This window comes from Neoalteromonas flava, from assembly GCF_002807685.1.
GTDB lineage: Bacteria > Pseudomonadota > Gammaproteobacteria > Enterobacterales > Alteromonadaceae > Alteromonas_E > Alteromonas_E flava.
This window is the reverse complement of sequence record NZ_PEAX01000004.1, coordinates 152,473-169,860: the sequence shown is the minus strand read 5'-3', so window position 1 is coordinate 169,860 and position 17,388 is coordinate 152,473. Positions and strand designations below refer to the sequence as shown.

Annotated in this window: 19 protein-coding genes; 5 read left to right on the top strand and 14 right to left on the bottom strand. The window is 46.7% G+C overall.

Features of this window, described 5'->3' with window-relative positions; translation table 11 throughout:
* The first annotated feature begins 34 nt into the window (after positions 1-34).
* The 3 genes from CSH92_RS10855 to CSH92_RS10845 all read left to right on the top strand — a co-directional run bounded on the left by CSH92_RS10855 (position 35) and on the right by CSH92_RS10845 (position 2,562).
* Positions 35-328 carry a hypothetical protein gene (locus CSH92_RS10855; protein ID WP_240612791.1) on the top strand — a complete coding sequence of 98 codons (294 nt, stop codon included), beginning with the start codon at positions 35-37 and terminating at the stop codon, positions 326-328.
* Positions 329-348: 20 nt separating this feature from the next.
* The gene (locus CSH92_RS10850) at positions 349-825 is read left to right on the top strand and encodes an energy transducer TonB (protein ID WP_100657661.1); all 477 of its coding nucleotides are present in this window, start codon (positions 349-351) and stop codon (positions 823-825) included.
* Between the two features lie 153 nt (positions 826-978).
* Positions 979-2,562 carry a winged helix-turn-helix domain-containing protein gene (locus tag CSH92_RS10845; protein WP_100657660.1) on the top strand — a complete coding sequence of 528 codons (1,584 nt, stop codon included), beginning with the start codon at positions 979-981 and terminating at the stop codon, positions 2,560-2,562.
* Positions 2,563-2,654: 92 nt separating this feature from the next.
* Here the strand turns inward: CSH92_RS10845 and CSH92_RS10840 are convergent, their stop codons facing one another.
* The 11 genes from CSH92_RS10840 to gmk all read right to left on the bottom strand — a co-directional run bounded on the left by CSH92_RS10840 (position 2,655) and on the right by gmk (position 13,077).
* Positions 2,655-3,836: a BaiN/RdsA family NAD(P)/FAD-dependent oxidoreductase gene (locus CSH92_RS10840; protein WP_100657659.1), complete on the bottom strand. Its 1,182-nt coding sequence runs from the start codon at positions 3,834-3,836 to the stop codon at positions 2,655-2,657.
* Positions 3,837-3,932: 96 nt separating this feature from the next.
* Positions 3,933-4,406: a peroxiredoxin gene (locus CSH92_RS10835; RefSeq protein ID WP_100657658.1), complete on the bottom strand. Its 474-nt coding sequence runs from the start codon at positions 4,404-4,406 to the stop codon at positions 3,933-3,935.
* Positions 4,407-4,421: 15 nt separating this feature from the next.
* Positions 4,422-5,228 (bottom strand): class I SAM-dependent methyltransferase, encoded by an 807-nt coding sequence (locus CSH92_RS10830; protein WP_100657864.1) that lies wholly within the window; start codon positions 5,226-5,228, stop codon positions 4,422-4,424.
* Positions 5,221-7,299, bottom strand: a complete 2,079-nt coding sequence (gene recG / locus CSH92_RS10825; RefSeq protein ID WP_100657657.1) for an ATP-dependent DNA helicase RecG — start codon at positions 7,297-7,299, stop codon at positions 5,221-5,223. The genes CSH92_RS10830 and recG overlap by 8 nt, the downstream gene beginning before the upstream one ends.
* Positions 7,300-7,336: 37 nt before the next feature.
* A complete protein-coding gene (locus tag CSH92_RS10820) occupies positions 7,337-7,963 on the bottom strand; it encodes a peroxiredoxin-like family protein (RefSeq protein ID WP_164084719.1) in 627 nt (208 codons plus the stop codon).
* 70 nt (positions 7,964-8,033) lie between these two features.
* Positions 8,034-8,660 carry a peroxiredoxin-like family protein gene (locus CSH92_RS10815; RefSeq protein ID WP_100657655.1) on the bottom strand — a complete coding sequence of 209 codons (627 nt, stop codon included), beginning with the start codon at positions 8,658-8,660 and terminating at the stop codon, positions 8,034-8,036.
* 73 nt (positions 8,661-8,733) lie between these two features.
* On the bottom strand, positions 8,734-9,444 hold the full coding sequence (trmH, locus tag CSH92_RS10810; RefSeq protein WP_100657863.1) for a tRNA (guanosine(18)-2'-O)-methyltransferase TrmH: 711 nt from the start codon (positions 9,442-9,444) through the stop codon (positions 8,734-8,736).
* A 10-nt stretch (positions 9,445-9,454) separates the two neighbouring features.
* Positions 9,455-9,841 (bottom strand): RidA family protein, encoded by a 387-nt coding sequence (locus tag CSH92_RS10805; RefSeq protein ID WP_100657654.1) that lies wholly within the window; start codon positions 9,839-9,841, stop codon positions 9,455-9,457.
* Between the two features lie 17 nt (positions 9,842-9,858).
* Entirely contained in the window at positions 9,859-11,976 is a 2,118-nt protein-coding gene (gene spoT, locus CSH92_RS10800; protein WP_100657653.1) for a bifunctional GTP diphosphokinase/guanosine-3',5'-bis pyrophosphate 3'-pyrophosphohydrolase, read from the bottom strand.
* Between the two features lie 111 nt (positions 11,977-12,087).
* Complete coding sequence (gene rpoZ / locus CSH92_RS10795; protein ID WP_100643468.1) at positions 12,088-12,357, bottom strand: DNA-directed RNA polymerase subunit omega; 270 nt, start codon at positions 12,355-12,357, stop codon at positions 12,088-12,090.
* A gap of 75 nt (positions 12,358-12,432) precedes the next feature.
* On the bottom strand, positions 12,433-13,077 hold the full coding sequence (gene gmk / locus CSH92_RS10790; RefSeq protein WP_100657652.1) for a guanylate kinase: 645 nt from the start codon (positions 13,075-13,077) through the stop codon (positions 12,433-12,435).
* A gap of 149 nt (positions 13,078-13,226) precedes the next feature.
* Here gmk and CSH92_RS10785 point away from each other — a divergent pair, with 149 nt between their 5' ends.
* A complete protein-coding gene (locus CSH92_RS10785) occupies positions 13,227-13,895 on the top strand; it encodes an alpha/beta hydrolase (protein ID WP_205662164.1) in 669 nt (222 codons plus the stop codon).
* 86 nt (positions 13,896-13,981) lie between these two features.
* Here CSH92_RS10785 and CSH92_RS10780 read toward each other — a convergent pair whose 3' ends face one another.
* Both CSH92_RS10780 and CSH92_RS10770 read right to left on the bottom strand, forming a co-directional pair.
* On the bottom strand, positions 13,982-14,761 hold the full coding sequence (locus CSH92_RS10780; protein WP_100657650.1) for a type 2 periplasmic-binding domain-containing protein: 780 nt from the start codon (positions 14,759-14,761) through the stop codon (positions 13,982-13,984).
* Between the two features lie 468 nt (positions 14,762-15,229).
* Positions 15,230-16,516: an APC family permease gene (locus tag CSH92_RS10770; protein ID WP_240612790.1), complete on the bottom strand. Its 1,287-nt coding sequence runs from the start codon at positions 16,514-16,516 to the stop codon at positions 15,230-15,232.
* Between the two features lie 158 nt (positions 16,517-16,674).
* Here CSH92_RS10770 and CSH92_RS10765 point away from each other — a divergent pair, with 158 nt between their 5' ends.
* Positions 16,675-16,860: a hypothetical protein gene (locus tag CSH92_RS10765; protein ID WP_100657648.1), complete on the top strand. Its 186-nt coding sequence runs from the start codon at positions 16,675-16,677 to the stop codon at positions 16,858-16,860.
* Between the two features lie 66 nt (positions 16,861-16,926).
* Here the strand turns inward: CSH92_RS10765 and CSH92_RS10760 are convergent, their stop codons facing one another.
* Positions 16,927-17,319, bottom strand: coding sequence for a hypothetical protein (locus CSH92_RS10760; protein WP_100657647.1), 393 nt, complete (start codon positions 17,317-17,319; stop codon positions 16,927-16,929).
* Between the last annotated feature and the right edge of the window lie 69 nt (positions 17,320-17,388).

Below are 17,388 nucleotides of genomic sequence, written 5' to 3'. Positions count from 1 at the left end.
TTATGGAGATGTGTATACGACACTAAGGAACAACATGATGACTACACGTAATACAAAAACCGTTTTACACTTACCATTACTTATTACCCTCGCGGCATCAGCTGCACTGTTGGGGTGTGAGAGCACTGGTACGCGCTATTCAGAAAAGTACACTGCGAGCAGCGCAAACAATGATGATGGCGTAGTATGCAAAATGGAAAAGCGCATCGGTTCTAATATGATGACACGTGTTTGCCGCACGGCTGAAGAGCGCGCAGCAATGGAAGAAGCAGCCCGTGAAGGTATTCTGCGCTTGCAAGGCGGCAGTGAAACAGGCGGCGACGGTTGATAAACAGAAAGGTTAAACGGATGAAAAATTTGGTATGTAAAGGACTCGTAGCAGCATGTACGGTGAGTTGCCTAACATCCATGGTTTCTTACGCGCAAAGCGATAAAGTCGTACTGCAGACAGATGTTATTGAAACCCTACTGGTTCCAGAGTCTGCCGAGGCTCTGTCTTGGGAACGGATAGAGCCAGAAGTGCTGACAATGCCGCGCGGAATTGAACGCGCGGGAGCAAGAGGATGCGCCATTTTCAGTATTACAATTGATGAAAATGGTGAAGTCGACGACATTACTACAGAAACTGTGGTGCCGAGCTTTGGTTTGCGTAGACATGCCAAGGAATATGTAAGCTCCTGGAAATGGCGGGCAAAATCAAACGGCGGTATCGAAGAAACTGTATTGTTACGATTAGATTTTTGTATCGGTGGAGCAACCAAGGAAGAGGTACGTCAGATATGTTTGTATCAGGCGACGCTGCCATGCTCCAACAAACGCAGCTAAGCACATTATTTAAGACTAGGGCACCTCGCTTGCGGGGCGCCCTTTGATTGTTTAGGCACCAAAACGCCAATGAATGGAGCCAGTGGTCATGGATCAGTCAAATCGACTAGCTGGTTGCGAAAGGTCTGAAGCTAAGGACGTATAAAATTTGTTATGACAAATAGCCATACACAAGCCCGCGTGAAGACGGGAGGCCTCACTGTAGACTTGGAAAAACGGCAAGTTTTCTATCAAGGGAAAATGCTGTCAGTTAAAGGGCTAACCTTTGAAATGTTGGCAACGCTGCTTGCCGCGCAAAACGCAGTAGTATCAACGGAAGATCTCGCGCGTTTGGTATGGAAAGAAAAATTCGTCAGTGACGATACCATTTCGCAGCGAGTCTCGCTTCTGCGACGCGCACTACCCGAGGAGTGTTCCAGTTTTGTCGAGTCTGTACGCAGTGAAGGTTACAGATGGACACCCAGCATTCACGCAGACACTACCGGCGACGTAACTTTTTTAGTCACTATTGCGCGCGTTAAACCGTGGATTTTTGCCGCTGCTGCGCTTTTAGTGATTGGAATTATTGTGTATTGGTTACAACCGACAACCCAAGCTCCGGCGCAGCCGGTGAGCACGGTAAACCGCCCTGTAGAACATGGCCTTGATGCCAGTGTATATACTCGCGTAAAGTTGGCCCGCGCGCAGCAATATGCAAATGCCTCAACGCAATATACCAATTCTATTGCGATTTCCTTATATCAAGATTTATACAGTGCCGATCCCGATGACCCAGCGATTGCATTTGGTTTAGCCAAAGCCAGTCTTGATGGGGTACTCAAATTTAATGCAGATAAACAATTACTCTCTCCCGTCAATCAAATGATCGAACGGTTGCTGTTAAACGCTCCCACCAATCCTAACTATTTGTGGCTACGTGGTTACTATGCTGAGGTCACGGGCAATATTACAAACGCAATTGGATACTATGAGACCGCGCATCAACAAGCGCCAGAAAGCGCACAGATCGCATTAAGCCTTGCGCACTTACATATCGTCAAAGGACAACTCCGCAATGCGTTAGAACTTAGTCTGCAAAGCCAAAGCGACCAGCACCGTGCGCAATTTTTAAATGTGTCCCGGGTTTTATATTTAACCGGCAATTACGCTTTGGCTAGAGACTGGTTTGAAGCGGCGCTGCAGCTTTCTCCAGACGACCCTGGTGTAAACCTCGCTTACGCCAGATTATTGCTAGTGAACGATGAGTATCAAGCCGCAATGGCGCTGCTCAGCCAGTTTCATCAACGTCATGAGGGTTCGGTACAGAGTTACTTGTTAGCGTACACACTTTACCGCCATTTAACTGAGTTGGACAAAGCTGAGCAAGCCCTAAGCGCAGCGCAGGCAATAGAGCCAAATGCATTACATGTAGTCGCTTGGAGCGCGTGGGATCAGGCACAAAACGGTGCAGCTGCAGCGATAACAAGTTCGTTTCCAGCACTTAATGACAACCAGAGTCCTGACTTATTTGTTGCCAATGCGGTATTTGCCATGGCGAGAAATGATACGGAAGCTGCACTTGTGAACTTATCCCGAGCCATGCGTCTGGGTTACTTTGATTATGCCTATATTGATAAATTACCCATGTTTACTCCTCTTCACGCCAGCGGCATTTATCAAGAAATCATGCTTTCTATGCAGAGTGCACAGAGCATGCAACACAACGCTATAGAGGAAGTGCAAATACCAGCGTTGTAGAAATAACAGCGGGCCGCTGCAGTTAAAAATAAGAATATGGAAGACGCATCGTAGGTTGTGGTGCTGACGAGCGATAATTTCAGCGTTCTAGACTAAACATACTGCCCAGCGACCCAGCCACTCGACCAGGCCCATTGGAAATTGTAGCCGCCTAACCAACCCGTTACGTCTACAACCTCACCAATGAAATACAAACCTTCTACTTGCTTGGCCTGCATGGTTTTCGAGGATAAGTAGTCGGTATCTACACCGCCTAAGGTAACCTCTGCGGTGCGGTAACCTTCGGTACCATTCGGCTTCACCTGCCATTGATGAAAATGCTCGCACACATTCTCGAGTTGCTTTTCAGAATATTGCTTCAGCGGTTTATTCTCAACGTTGAATACATTCAGGATAGTTTGCACGAATCGCTTGGGAAACCACTCTGCGAGTGCTGTGGACAATAAAGAATCACTATTCTCTTTCTGCTTTTGCAGCACACAAGCAGTAAAATCTGGGATTGGACTAATATCAAATGTGACGGTATCACCCGGCTCCCAATAACTCGAAATTTGCAACACTGATGGCCCGCTGAGTCCGCGATGGGTGATCAACATGCTCTCATCAAATGCCATGTTGTTGCATGACGCAACGGCTTTTAACGATACACCGCTGAGCTCACTTAGTGTGTTTTTATCTTCTTCGTGCAGCGTAAACGGCACTAGTGCAGCTCGTACCGGTGTGGTCGGGATGCCAAACTGTTCTGCAACTTTATAGCCAAACGGTGTTGCTCCGAGCTTAGGCATACTAAGCCCACCGGTTGCAACCACTAATGACTCAGCACTGAACTGCCCATTTGATGTCGTAACCGAGAAACCGCTAGTGGTTTTCTCGATTATGCTAACTGTAGTTCGATTATGAATAGTCACATTGGCTTTACTGCATTCGGCTAGCAACATATCAACAATCTGCTTTGCAGAGTCATCGCAAAACAGTTGCCCGAGCGTTTTCTCATGATAAGCAATGCCGTATTCATTAACCAATGCAATAAAGTCCCACTGGGTATACTGACTAAGGGCTGATTTACAAAAATGCGGGTTATTCGATAAGAAGTTGTCTGCACTGGCGTACATATTGGTGAAGTTACAGCGGCCACCGCCAGACATCAGGATCTTGCCGCCCAGCCGTTTTACATGGTCGATAACTAAAACACGACGCCCGCGCATACCTGCTTGAGCTGCACAGAACAATCCAGCAGCGCCTGCGCCAATGATTACAACGTCGAATGTGCTCAATGCTTACAACTCAACCAAGACTAAAAACGGGATGATAGCAAAGATCAGGAAGGGAGGGTTAGCAGCACTCCATTGAGTGCTGCTAAAATAAAAAACTTACAGAGCTTTAAGCAATGTCTCAGCATCACTCACTTCAAAGCGACCGGGATCTTCGACGTTTAGCGCTACAACTACACCGTCATCGACCAACATGCTGTAACGCATAGAACGAATACCACCAAACGTATCGGTGTCCATGTCCATGCCACAAGCTTGAGTAAAACTTGCGTTACCGTCAGCGACCATCAAAATATGCTCTGCATTCTGCGACTTGCCCCATGCATCCATAACAAACGCATCGTTGACGGATAAACAGATAATGCTATCCACACCTTTAGCTTTAAACTGGTCGGCTAGGGCAACAAAGCCCGGCAAATGCGCAGCAGAGCAGGTTGGCGTGAAAGCGCCAGGTACGGCAAAAAAAGCGACTTTCTTGTCGGCAAACAAGTCGTTCGTATGCGGGTTTTTCATCTCGCCATTGTCTAAATAACTGAGTGTTTCTTCAGGTAAACGTGAACCAACTTCTAACATTGCATTCTCCTGTCATTAAGTAAGGTAAATATCGAAGCGATGCTTTTTACTGCTCATCGATAAATTTGGTTTTCGCTCCGCTAAATAAGGTGCACTGGCGGGGCGCTTTACAACTACGCGTTTCTTGGCCAATGCGATCGCTGGCGCTAACAAGGCATCAGCATCTGGGTCAACACCGAGTAACTTTTGCAGCGCCTGCATTTCTTTTTTCACCAGCGCTGACTTCTTACGATGGGGAAACATAGGATCTAAATAGATGGCATCAGGAACCGTGTTTTCCGACGGCCATTGTGATAACAATGCCACACTATCGCCACGTTGCAACTTTAATCGTTGCTGCCAATCGGAATTCGCTGGCGCTTGTTCGAGCCTAGTCAGTGCGTCAAAAAGAAGAGCAGCGACCACGGGTGAACGTTCCAACATGGTCACCTGGCAGCCAGCACTGGCTAATACAAAGGCATCGGTTCCTAATCCTGCTGTCGCATCAATCACATGGTAATCAGCGGCACCTTTAATGCCGATCGCTTTGACCAACAACTCACTTTTGCCTCCCCCTTTGGCTTGCCGATAGGCGAGTGCCGGTGATAGAAAATCAACACTAACGTCTGACTGTTTCGGTTCGGATAGGTTACGCAATGCAAGGCCATCAGCCTTTACCACGAGTGCCAAAGCATCATCTAAAAGATTTGCCAAATGCCACTTTTCATTTGCTAGTACCGTGACTAGATAACTTGAGAATAACTGTTCTTCGATCGTAAGTGCATGATCATTAGGCAATTCATTTATTACTGGAATACTATTGGTTAAATTTGTATCAGGCATTGCCATAGTGCTCTTTGTATTGCAGCCAACGGTTAATGATCGCTTGCGCATAGCTGGGATAGCGCTGCCACAAATCTTCAGCAAGTGTCTGCACTTGCGGGATCAATTCAGCATCACGTACCACGTCGGCAATTTTCATATCCGCTATCCCCGTTTGTTTAGTACCCAATAGTTCACCCGGGCCGCGGATTTCTAGATCTTGTTGTGCAATGTAAAAACCATCGTTCGACTCGCGCATGACAGCTAAGCGTTTACTTGCCGTTTTTGATAACGGGCTCTGATACATCAAAACACAATGACTCTCTACCGCCCCACGCCCAACCCGACCGCGCAACTGGTGCAGCTGAGCCAGCCCCAAACGTTCGGGATTCTCAATGATCATAAGGCTCGCGTTGGGAACATCTACACCCACTTCGATAACCGTAGTGGCCACCAGCAAGTCCAACTCTCCCGCTTTAAATTGCGCCATAATCGCTTGCTTTTCAGGCCCTTTTAAGCGGCCATGGACTAAACCAACTCGCAAATCAGGCAACGCGGTGGTAAGCGCAATCGCAGTATCTTCGGCCGCTTGGCATTGCAATACTTCTGACTCGTCAATCAACGTACATACCCAGTAAGCTTGGCGTTGTTGCTCAGTGCAAGCCTGACGGACCCGCTCAACCACTTCAATCCTGCGGCTATCAGGTATGACTACGGTTGTTACCGGTGTTCTTCCGGGCGGCAATTCATCAATAATGGAAGTATCCAAGTCCGCATAGGCGGTCATTGCCAGGGTTCGCGGGATTGGCGTCGCGGTCATAATTAGTTGGTGTGGATAGCGCCCTTGCGCCTCGCCTTTTTCACGCAATGCCAAGCGCTGGTGCACCCCAAAGCGGTGTTGCTCATCCACGATCACGAGGGCCAAATTAGTATAATTTACTCCTTGCTGAAAAACCGCATGCGTACCTACCAGTAAATCAATTTGACCGGTTTCAAGTAAACTTAATAATTCAGCCCGTGCTTTGCCTTTTAGCTTACCGCCTAACCATCCAACTGTTATCCCTAATGGCTCTAGCCAGCTATTAAGATTACTTGCATGCTGCTCAGCTAGAAGTTCGGTGGGTGCCATAAGAACGACTTGGTAACCTGCTGCGATCACATCAAGGGCTGCCAGTGCAGCAACTAATGTTTTACCCGAGCCCACATCGCCTTGCACCAAACGCATCATGGGGGATGTTTGACTTAAATCCTGTTGAATTTCTGCTAACACACGCGTTTGAGCATTCGTCGGTTTGAATGGCAAGTTAGCGAGCAAGCGTTGGCGCAATTTACTGCTAGTCGGAATTGCAAAACCGGTTACCTGTTTGGCCTGTTTGCGTAACTTCAGCATGCTAAGGTGATGGGCGAGTAATTCTTCCAACGCCAAGCGTTGCTGTGCCGGATGCTTTCCGTTTTCCAGCAGTTCGGTAGAGATATCAGGTGAGGGCCTATGGATGAGGTGCAATGCCTCTTCCAGTGGTACTTGCTGCTGATACATTCCCGGCGGCAACAGATCGGGTAAAAACCCCTGTTTTAATTTTGCTAACGCCTGTTCAGTTAGATTCCGCAGAGTAATTTGTTTAACCCCTTCCGTGGTCGGGTACACCGGCGTGAGTGATTCCTCCACTGCGAGCTGATCTGGATCATCCGCCAGTAATTTAAATTCCGGATGCATCATTTCCAGCCCGTGCTTGCCGGTGCGCACTTCACCAAAACAGCGCACTTTTTGGCCCTTATCCAACATGTTTTTTTGCGCGGCAGTAAAATGAAAAAAACGCAATGTCAGTGAACCGGTTCCGTCATTGATACGGGTAACCAGCATGCGTTTACGACCAAACTGCACGGCACTTGAGGTAACCTCACCGGCCACACTCACATGTAAAAAAGGCTGGAGATCAGCAATCGGGTATATGCGCGTGCGATCTTCGTAACGTGCGGGTAAGTGAAATAGGGCATCCTGAATCGAGCGGATCCCCAATTTATCCAGACGTTCGGCCATCTTGGCGCCGACACCTTTTAATTCCGTAACAGGACTATGCGCGGTGACGGTCATGCACCGCCACTTAAGTTAACTTTGATCACTAAAATTCTTAACGCGATAATCGCGCGGCTTGATAGAGCAAGTGCGGATTGATGCGCTCTTGGTAATTGGGATTAACATAGGCAAACTTTACCAAGCCTGTGGTATCAATGATATAGGCTGCCGGTACAGGCAACACAACTTTACTCTCGCCGGCTAGGGTAACGACCTCAGCGCCACGCTGACCACGAATAAACTCAACCATTTCATCATCGACGTAATACGCCAAACCAAAGGCCAAGGTTGCATTCAGGTCCATATCTGACAGGCGCGTAAGAGTGAAATCTTGGGTGGCCTGCTGGGCCTTGAGGCGCTCTGGACTGTCCAATGAAATGGCTAAAATTTGATAACCCAAATCCAGAATACGTTGTTCAACTTCAATCAAACCCGCTAACTGGCGGCTGCAATAGGGGCACCAGCCGCCGCGATAAAAAATCACCACTGTTGGGCGTTTCTCAATGTAGCTGTGCAACATAACGTTGCCACCGAACTCAGTCTTTACCTGGACATTGGGGGCAAACTGGCCGATTAGTAAGGGCTTAATGTCGTCAGCGTTTTTGGCTACGCGCGGCGCATCGTCAGCAATACTCAGCGCGTTGGCGCCGAGCATTAAGCACAACAGTAAAATCAATCGCATGAACATGGCTCATCACATTTGCATCCTGTAATAGTAAACAAAGATCACGTTGCATGCGTAGCAAATTTAGTTATTTTAGTGCCTTAGCAACATTCAACAACAGCTCCGCGGAAGGACGCACGCGGAAATTCGGGTTTACATAACTGAATTGCACAACACCTTGAGTGTCGGCAATAAATATTGCCGGTGCTGGCAACACAGAACGCTGGCTAGTATCTTCGGTCAATTCAATGTCCATCTCGTTTTGATAACGATTGCTGGTTTGTGCATCGACATAAAAGCCAATACCAAAGGAACGAATAGTGTCTAGTGACTCATCAGATAGCAGCGTCACCGCAAATTCTGTTTCCAACTTTTGTTCCTGCAATCGCGCCGGAGACTCTGGCGATATAGCCAAAACCTGATAGCCAAGTTCAACGAGTTCCCCTTCGATATCTTTCAACTCGGCTAGCTGGCGATTGCAGTAAGGACACCAACCGCCGCGGTAAAACAAGATGATACTTGGCTTTTGCATCGCCAGTGCGCCCAGGCTGACAGGAGCACCGTCAGCCAGCTTTAACGTTGTGTTAGGAATGGTTTGACCATTCAATAATGGAGTAACACTTTCCGCCTGCTCGGCAATAACGGCTCTATCTAAAGCTGCGACGGGCAAGCTTAAGGTAAACAAGGCAGACATCACTAACAAAACATTTCGCATAAAGTTTCTCGGGTAGATTAAAGTCACACCATCAGACCTGAGCACTTAGCTAATTATTTCACAAAATCTAGCCTTATTCGTCAGCTACAATCTCCCGCATAGCCTGTTTTGAAAGTTTAAGTTGCTCCCACCACGAGTCATCAGCAATGATTTCGCCATCCTCACTTACGTGTGGATTGGCAATGGCTTTTTCTTTACAAAACTTGCTCAAGCGCGGGAAGCCACCTTCAAACAATACGCGCTGGCGCTCAACTTCAGGTAAACGAGGTTCATTGTACATACCTGCTAATTCGCGCTGACGTTGCGCTTCGTACAACACGAGGGCCGCAGCGACAGATACATTCAGCGACTGCACCATGCCGACCATGGGGATAATAATATCGGTGTCAGCCAGCGCGATAGCTTCAGCCGTTGCGCCGGTTTTCTCTTGGCCCATGATAATCGCAGTCGGCCGCGTATAGTCAACTTCACGAAAATCAACGGCTTTGGTGCTCAAATTGGTCACCAAAATCTGCATACCTTCGCTCTTAAGATCTGCTACAGCATCATTAATTGTGGCATGACCACGGCTCTTAACCCACATATTGCTACCAACCGCAGTCCCTTTGCGCACGGTATTTTTATTATTCCATACGCCATGGATTTGATGGATCCCTACCGCATCACAACTGCGCACAATGGCAGCCACGTTATGTGGCTTGTGCACTTCTTCTAGCAATACCGTTAGGTCGGGCTGACGTTTATCCAATAATGCCCGAATTCTGGCATTACGCTCGGCTGACATTTTCATGAGATTACTCTGGCATCTCCATAACACCGTCGATTTCAATTTGCGCGTCTTTGGGGAGTTGCGCAACGCCTATTGCAGCGCGTGCCGGGTATGGCTTACTAAAATACTGACTCATGATTTCATTAACCGTGGCAAAGTTACTTAAGTCGGTTAGAAAGATATTAACCTTGGCCATATCTTGTAACGTGCCGCCTGCTGCTTCACACACAGCGCTTAGGTTTTTAAATACCTGATGAGCTTGCTCAGCAAAGTCTTCCGAAACCATAGCCATGGTCTCGGGCACCAATGGGATTTGGCCTGAAAGATAAACCGTTGTTCCTGCTTTAACAGCTTGGCTATATGTGCCAATAGCTTGTGGCGCACGATCCGTAGAGATAATCGCTTTTGACATAATAATTCCTAATTAATTTATGCAGTTTGTCGGGTTTTCGTCTTGCTATGCCGAGACACACGCTGCACTTCTGGCATGGTTCTAATCTTACGCATAATACGCGCTAAATGGACGCGGTTGACGGTCGTCAATTGCAAGTCGATGTAGTAAATATTGCTTTCTTTTTCTTCGGTTTGCAGGCCAATAATGGTTGAGTCACAGCCCGCGATGGTATTGGTTAGCGTCGCCAACGTGCCTTGATGATTGAACAGTTCTATTCGTAGTGACGCTTTAAACTCGCCTTTCGCGCCTTTTTCCCATTGCATTGGCAGCACGCGTTGTGGCTCTTCTTTGGTTAACTTGCGAATGTTAGTACAGCCGGTTTGATGGATAACCATGCCGCGCCCAGGACTTAATATAGCTACAACTTCATCGTCTGGAATGGGGTAACAGCATTGCGAATAGTGCACCAACAAGCCTTCGGAGCCTTTAATCGCAACATCGCCTTTTTTCTCGGGTATGTCAGTATTCTCGCCCAACAAACGGCGTGCCACGATGGCCGAGAGTTCGTTACCCAGGCCAATATCGACTAAGAGATCATCGAAGGTTTCATGTTTGGTTTCAGCAACCACACGATCTTTATCCGCCTGCGGAATATCATCAAGTTTGATAGCACCGAGCGCGTGTCTTAGCAGGCGATTGCCCATGGTGACGGCTTCTTGTGATTGTTGCTTGCGTAAATATTGGCGAATGCGCGTACGAGCTCTAGCACTGACCACAAAGTTCAACCAGTTGGCATTCGGTTTGGCGCGCGGCGAGGTAATAATCTCTACAGTTTGGCCATTTTCTAATGGCTTGCTCAATGAATAATTGCGCCGTTCAACTCGCACACCGACACAGGTATTACCAATATCCGAATGCACAGCATAAGCAAAGTCGACCGCGGTCGACCCAGTGGGCAGTTCAATTATTCTTCCGTCCGGCGTAAACACATAAATCTCATCGGGGAATAGGTCAGTTTTGACCGACTCAATAAACTCAAAGGAGGAGCTCGCACTTTGCTGTAATTCGAGCAGAGATTGCATCCACTTGCGCGCACGCAACTGCGCAGTGGTGTCGGTATCTTCGCCTTTGTATAACCAATGCGCGGCAACACCTTTGTCGGCCATTTGATCCATTTCATGGGTACGAATTTGGATCTCAACAGGAATACCGTGCGGGCCAATCAATGAGGTATGCAACGACTGATAACCATTGGTGCGCGGGATCGCAATATAATCTTTGAAGCGATTTTCAATGGGCTTGTACAAGGAGTGCATAGCACCCAAGGAGCGATAACAATTGTCGACGGTATCAACCACAATACGAAACGCGTAGATGTCCATAACTTCATTGAACATCAACTCTTTGTTTTTCATTTTGCGATAAATTGAGTACAAGTGCTTTTCACGGCCGATAACAGAAGCTTCTATATGATGCTCTTCTAACCGTGTAACTAATTCCAAACGCGTATTTTCGATAATGGTTTTACGATTACCGCGGGCCTGCACCACAGCTGACTTCAAGGCCCGATGGCGCATCGGGTACATGGCTTGAAACCCAAGGTCTTCAAGCTCATTCTTCATGTCATGAATACCCAAGCGATGGGCGATAGGGGCGTATATTTCGAGAGTTTCTAAGGCGATACGCCGGCGCTTATCAGGGCGGAGTGAACCCAACGTTCGCATGTTATGAGTACGGTCCGCTAACTTAATCAGAATGACTCGAATATCTTGCACCATCGCCATCATCATCTTACGGAAGTTCTCGGCTTGGGCTTCTTGTTTATTGCTGAATTGAATTTTGTCGAGCTTACTCACACCTTCAACCAAATCAGCTACCACGGCACCGAATTGGTCTTCGAGTTGCTGTTTGCTGACAGGCGTATCCTCGATGACATCGTGCATCAGCGCGGCCATGATAGTCTCATGGTCCATGTGCATGTCAGCTAAAATCCCTGCAACTGCAACGGGGTGAGTAATGTAAGGATCACCACTGGAGCGCATCTGCCCCTCGTGGGCATCTCGGGCAACTACAAATGCATCGCGCACCACAGCAGTTTGCTCCGGTGGCAAATATTGTGCGATCTTGTTTTGTAGTCCTTCGAATAAATACACAGTGTTTACGCTATGCCCATACTGATAAGTAGAATAAGGCCTTTAATTCAAATAACCAAATGAAAACGCCAGCAAAATGCTGGCGTTAGGCGATCTTTTAGTGTCTTTTTATTATTCAGACAAAATATTTGCTACTGAAGCAAATTCAACTTCGTCCTGATGTTGCTGATCACGCATTTCTTCCGCTTCGATGCTTGCTGCGGTAACCAAACCTTGTTCGATTTCACGCAATGCCGTCACGGTTGGTTTATCGTTGCCCATATCCACTTGAGGTGTTTTACCTTCAGTAGCTAATTGACGTGCACGACGCGCAGCAACTAATACCAAATCAAAACGATTGCCGATTTGTTCTACGGCGTCTTCGACTGTAACGCGAGCCATGTCGTTCTCCGATTATGCGATTACTTTAAAAAAGGCCGCGTAGTATAGCCTAAGCTTTGTACAGACGGTAGTCATTTATGCTAATAAAGCATCAATTAGTGCTTTATTTCGCAGCTGTTGATTGACCAAGCGTTCACGCTGAGCAAAAACCACTGCACCTAAGGCCTCAAGCGTAGTTTCAAAATCATCATTCACCAACACATAATCAAACTCATGGTAATGACTCATTTCATCTTTGGCTTTTTGCATCCGTGCAGCGATCACTTCTGCGCTGTCTTGACCACGCGAGTCTAAACGTTCGCGTAAAACGTCGATGGATGGCGGTAAAATGAAAATCCCCACGGCATCAGGCAGCTGCTTTTTAACCTGGCGTGCGCCTTGCCAATCGATATCTAGGAACACATCAACACCTTGTGCGAGGGTTTCCTCGATCACCACACGCGAAGTACCGTAGTAATTACCGAAAACCTCTGCCCATTCAAAAAACGCATCTTGCTTGATAAGCGCTTCAAACTCCTCATGAGTTACAAAGTGGTAATGTTCACCGTCATTCTCACCAGGTCGCGGTTGACGAGTCGTGTGTGAAACGGACACTTGCAACGCGCCGTTTTGTTGGCGCAAAGAACCTTCGTGCTTGGTTAATAGCGCTTTAATCAAACTGGATTTGCCCGCACCTGAGGGCGCTGACAAGATGAACAGATTTCCAAGAAGTTGAGCCATAGACGATAAAAGACGTTCAAAATTGAGCAATATGCTCTGGTGAAAATTGCTGAAGCAATGGTAGCATAAGTAACATAAAAGCGTGATATACAAGCGTAACTCACTGCGGTTAGCTAACCATAACAAGAATACCAAGAAGGATGAGTAACATGACCGAAGCGCTACAATTTGTTGATGTCCCCGCTCCTGGCGAGCATAAGGCTACGGTTATTTGGCTGCATGGACTCGGCGATTCGGGCAATGGTTTCGCACCGATTGTGCCGGAATTAAAACTCCCGGCTGACCATGGCGTTCGCTTTATCTTCCCCCACGCACCGGTGCGGCAGGTGACCATTAACAATGGGATGCCCATGCGTGCCTGGTATGACATAAAAAGTCTCGACTTTAATTCACGCGCAGATATTCAGGGCGTGGAAGAATCAGCCACGCAAGTACAACAACTGATAGATGCTGAGATAGCCGCAGGTATTCCCAGTTCTCGCATTGTAATCGCTGGCTTTTCACAGGGCGGCGTTATTGCATTGCATTTAGCCACTCGCGGCAGCACTGCTTTTGCTGGCGTTATGGCATTAAGCACATACCTGTGTGAAGCTGATCAACTTAGCAGCAAAAAAACCGACACCAACGCAAATACACCGATTTTGTTTTGTCATGGGCAACAAGATGAAGTGGTGCCCATGTTTCTCGGCCACACCGCGTATCAGGCTTTAAAAGCCAATAACTTCAATGTGCAATGGAAAGAATATGTGATGCAGCATAACGTCTGTATGCAAGAAGTTATTGATGTATCCCGCTGGTTACAAGAAAGGCTGGTGTAGCATTTCAGGTCTAGTTACGTATTTGTAAACAAGTAATTGCTCTAAACTTCGAAGTTATTTTGCTGTGTGCGTCTTTTAATAGACACTTAGTGTTTTTCATTTTGGCATTTTTCAGCCGATGAGTACCCTAACAATAAGTTCGAGTAGATGGTTTTGCCATCGATATACTCAAAAGCCTCATCATATTGTAATTGAGCAGCTTGATTGTTATTTGCAAAAACGGTGTAGAGCTCTCGTTTCTCTTCCGGTATTTGTAGAAACCTCAGTTTTGAACTAATACCCAGTGCACTTGCTTTGCGCTTCGAATTCTGTTCAATCAAAGTGTAGCCTGCATCCACTCGCCCAATGGCAACAAGCTGTAAAATTCGCTCTGTCAATGATAACCCTGATATTTTTACCCATTGGATTTTAGCCTGTTGCATGTAATTAGACACTTGTGCCTTCTGAGCATATGCAACAGTATAATTTTCAATATCACTTAGTTCATTGAATGACTGAAGAGGATGCTCCTTGCGCACGACTAAAACAGCATTTTCTTGATGAAAACTATTATACGGATACCTAAAGATATCACTGCGCTCTTCTGTTTTGGCTAAAGCTGCAAAACCATCCAGCCGCATCTTTTCCAATTCAAGAAGTCCTCGACTTAAAGGCAATAATTTAAAATCGAACTCAGCATTCATGAATGGAGCAATGTGTTGATTTAAAAAACTGACAACAGCACCATCTACCATATTGGTGCACTCATTTTCAAAAACATGAGGGTATATAGGATAAAATCCGATTTGGAGTACTTCCCCACTTGAGCGAAGTGGGATGAAGCATAAAACTCCGATCATAAATATTCTACACAACATTTGCGCCATACAAATCAAAGTATCCCTCAATACATTGTAGTTTCATATTAAACGATCTCAATATAAGCGCGCCAAATAAGTCGTTCTATATGAGTAATAATTAAACACAGCAATCAGTTACATAGGTAACCTTGGTAAATTACAACTCGAGAGTCTCTTTGGTAACGTAAAACGGTTCACTTTGTCAGGTATCTCGAATACTACAGCGCATTAATCATATAAGCCCTGATCTCAAATCTTAAGATAGGCGAACTCTGTCCTATAATACCCTGTTTTGGAAATTCCCTTTGAGTTCTTGCGGATTTGGATCGTAAAAAGGGTCGCTTGGATGCTCTGCTTCTTCTGCCCCCAAGTACTGTTTTATTAATGCAAACCTTTCGGGATAAGTCTCACGGTCAATAGATTCGTAGGCTTCTAATAGCTCCCGCTGAGAATACGTTGAGTAATCAGGTTCCATTGATTAACAACTTCGTTGGCTTAGCTTTTATTGTTCAGCGATTCTTTGCGCTTGCGAGCAACAAAGAAAAGCACTGTTCCCGCGAAGGCAAAACCGCCCAATATTTGCCATTGACTGGCGGTGGTTTGCAATGTTAACCAAATGCTTAGGGCTAACGCGATGGGCGTCGTTATGAGGATAGTGAGATTAAATATTGATAAACCGGCTTGAGCACGTAATTTGGGTAACGCAATGATAGAACCAATATAGGCCAATAAACGCGCCAGTGTGCTGACCGCGGCGAGCGCCAAAAAGTCATCCCACAACGAGAAAAAGACTGCACCTACACCGAAAAAAACAATGGAGTTCGCTGGCGTGCCCCAGCGTGAGGCTTTTCCAAACCAACTCGGTAGCAGCCCATCTTCGGCAAGCGCTGGCGGCATGCGACTCGCCGAGGTATGTCCTGCGGTAAGATTCGCCAACACGCTAATCACTATAGTTGCAGCGATAAGCCAAGCACCGATATCGCCACCGTACTCTCCAGCAAGAGCTGTCAAGGGTGCGGCTGGCGCTGTACCCGCTATTGCACTGTGGGTATAGGCCCACTGCAAACCAAAATAAATCATTGTAACGATGGCGATTCCTAAGAGCAGAGCTCGTGGCATGGCGTGCTTCGGATCTTTAGTCTCACCAGCCGGTACAGTGGCGTTTTCAAAACCAACAAACGCGTAAAGTGCGGCGAGAGCAATACCTTCCACGGCAGAGAATTGTGGCAATGATACTGTACTGGGGCTGCTAGCTGCGCCCACGCCAACCACCAGCAAAATTAATAGCGGCAGTAATTTCAATAAGGTCATTGCGCCCAGCACCGCAACAACGCGCTTTATTCCGATAACATTGACCAAGGTTATGCCGCCGAGAACTGCAATAATTAAACTAACTTTCGCCGCTCCCTGCCCAACCACTGGCCACAGTGCAGCAGCGTAGGCGACGAGCACGAGTACATTTGCGCCTTGGCTGATCAAGCGAGCAGAAAAAAATGTCCAACCAACGACAAAGCCTGGGTAGGCGCCAAACGCATCACCGACATAACGCTGCGGACCGCCGGAGCGGTCGGTGAGTTTGGTCAGTTCTGCAAAGCAAATGACTATTGCGAGTACTAAAATCCCCCCAAGCAATAATAGCCATGGCGAGAATGATCCTACTGCCGCATGCAAAGCTTCTGGCAGCCCAAAAATACCTGCACCAATCAAGCCATTAACAACAATAAAGAGAACACCCAGAGTGCCCATATCGCGGCGGTATTTTGTTGTGCTATTTGACACCATTTCTCCAATATTCAGTTCGATTTATCGAGCTCAATCACTACTGTGTATGATTAAGGGACCCGATACCAGCCTTTTCCGCCGACCTCGTAACGGCAAAAATTGGCAAGATTTTTGATTAGATAGTCTCAATTTAACAAAAGTTACGGAAAATTGACGCTATGAGATTACCCACTAAAAGCCTGATTGCCAAAATTGAAACCTTATCAGCACAAATGAATCCTGAACAACTTAGAGATTTTCTTGATGTCTTAGATTCAATGGCAATTATGGTAGAAGATGCCAAAGCGATGGGGAAAACCGAAGCTAGTCCCCAGTCAAGCAGATACACATTAGCATTGCATTAACTGGGTTTATGGATTTAACCAATATACTAATTTAAGGCCAATGATTAGCTCCGGCATCCAATGAATTCAGGTATCACTCTCATAGGTAAAGCGAGAAACGGCGATAATGGGCACTCGATTGGGATTTGATTCAGCTGGTTTAAAATCGCGACGTTCAAGAGCACGCTCAACCATATTCAAAAACGATACTTCAACGTTTGAATCTAGAATTTCAATATCGTGAACATTGCCATTTGAGTCGACTAAATAGCGTGCATCCACTACCACTTTTTGCTCTTCCATGACGCGTAATTGCTTACTGGAGGGACGAATATTAAATTGCACATCGTTCTGCGACACCCAGTAGTCATCTATTGTGTCCGGACTTACTTTCACGGGGTCTTGTACCAAATGAGGTTCAGAAGTTGAGACGCACGCAGTTAAGAAAAGTAACGTGATTAAACAGACAATCTTTCGCATATTGAGTCCTTTTAATGCAAATTCCCGATTTCTACGAACTAAGTAAAATCTTGCTAACACATTGAAAAC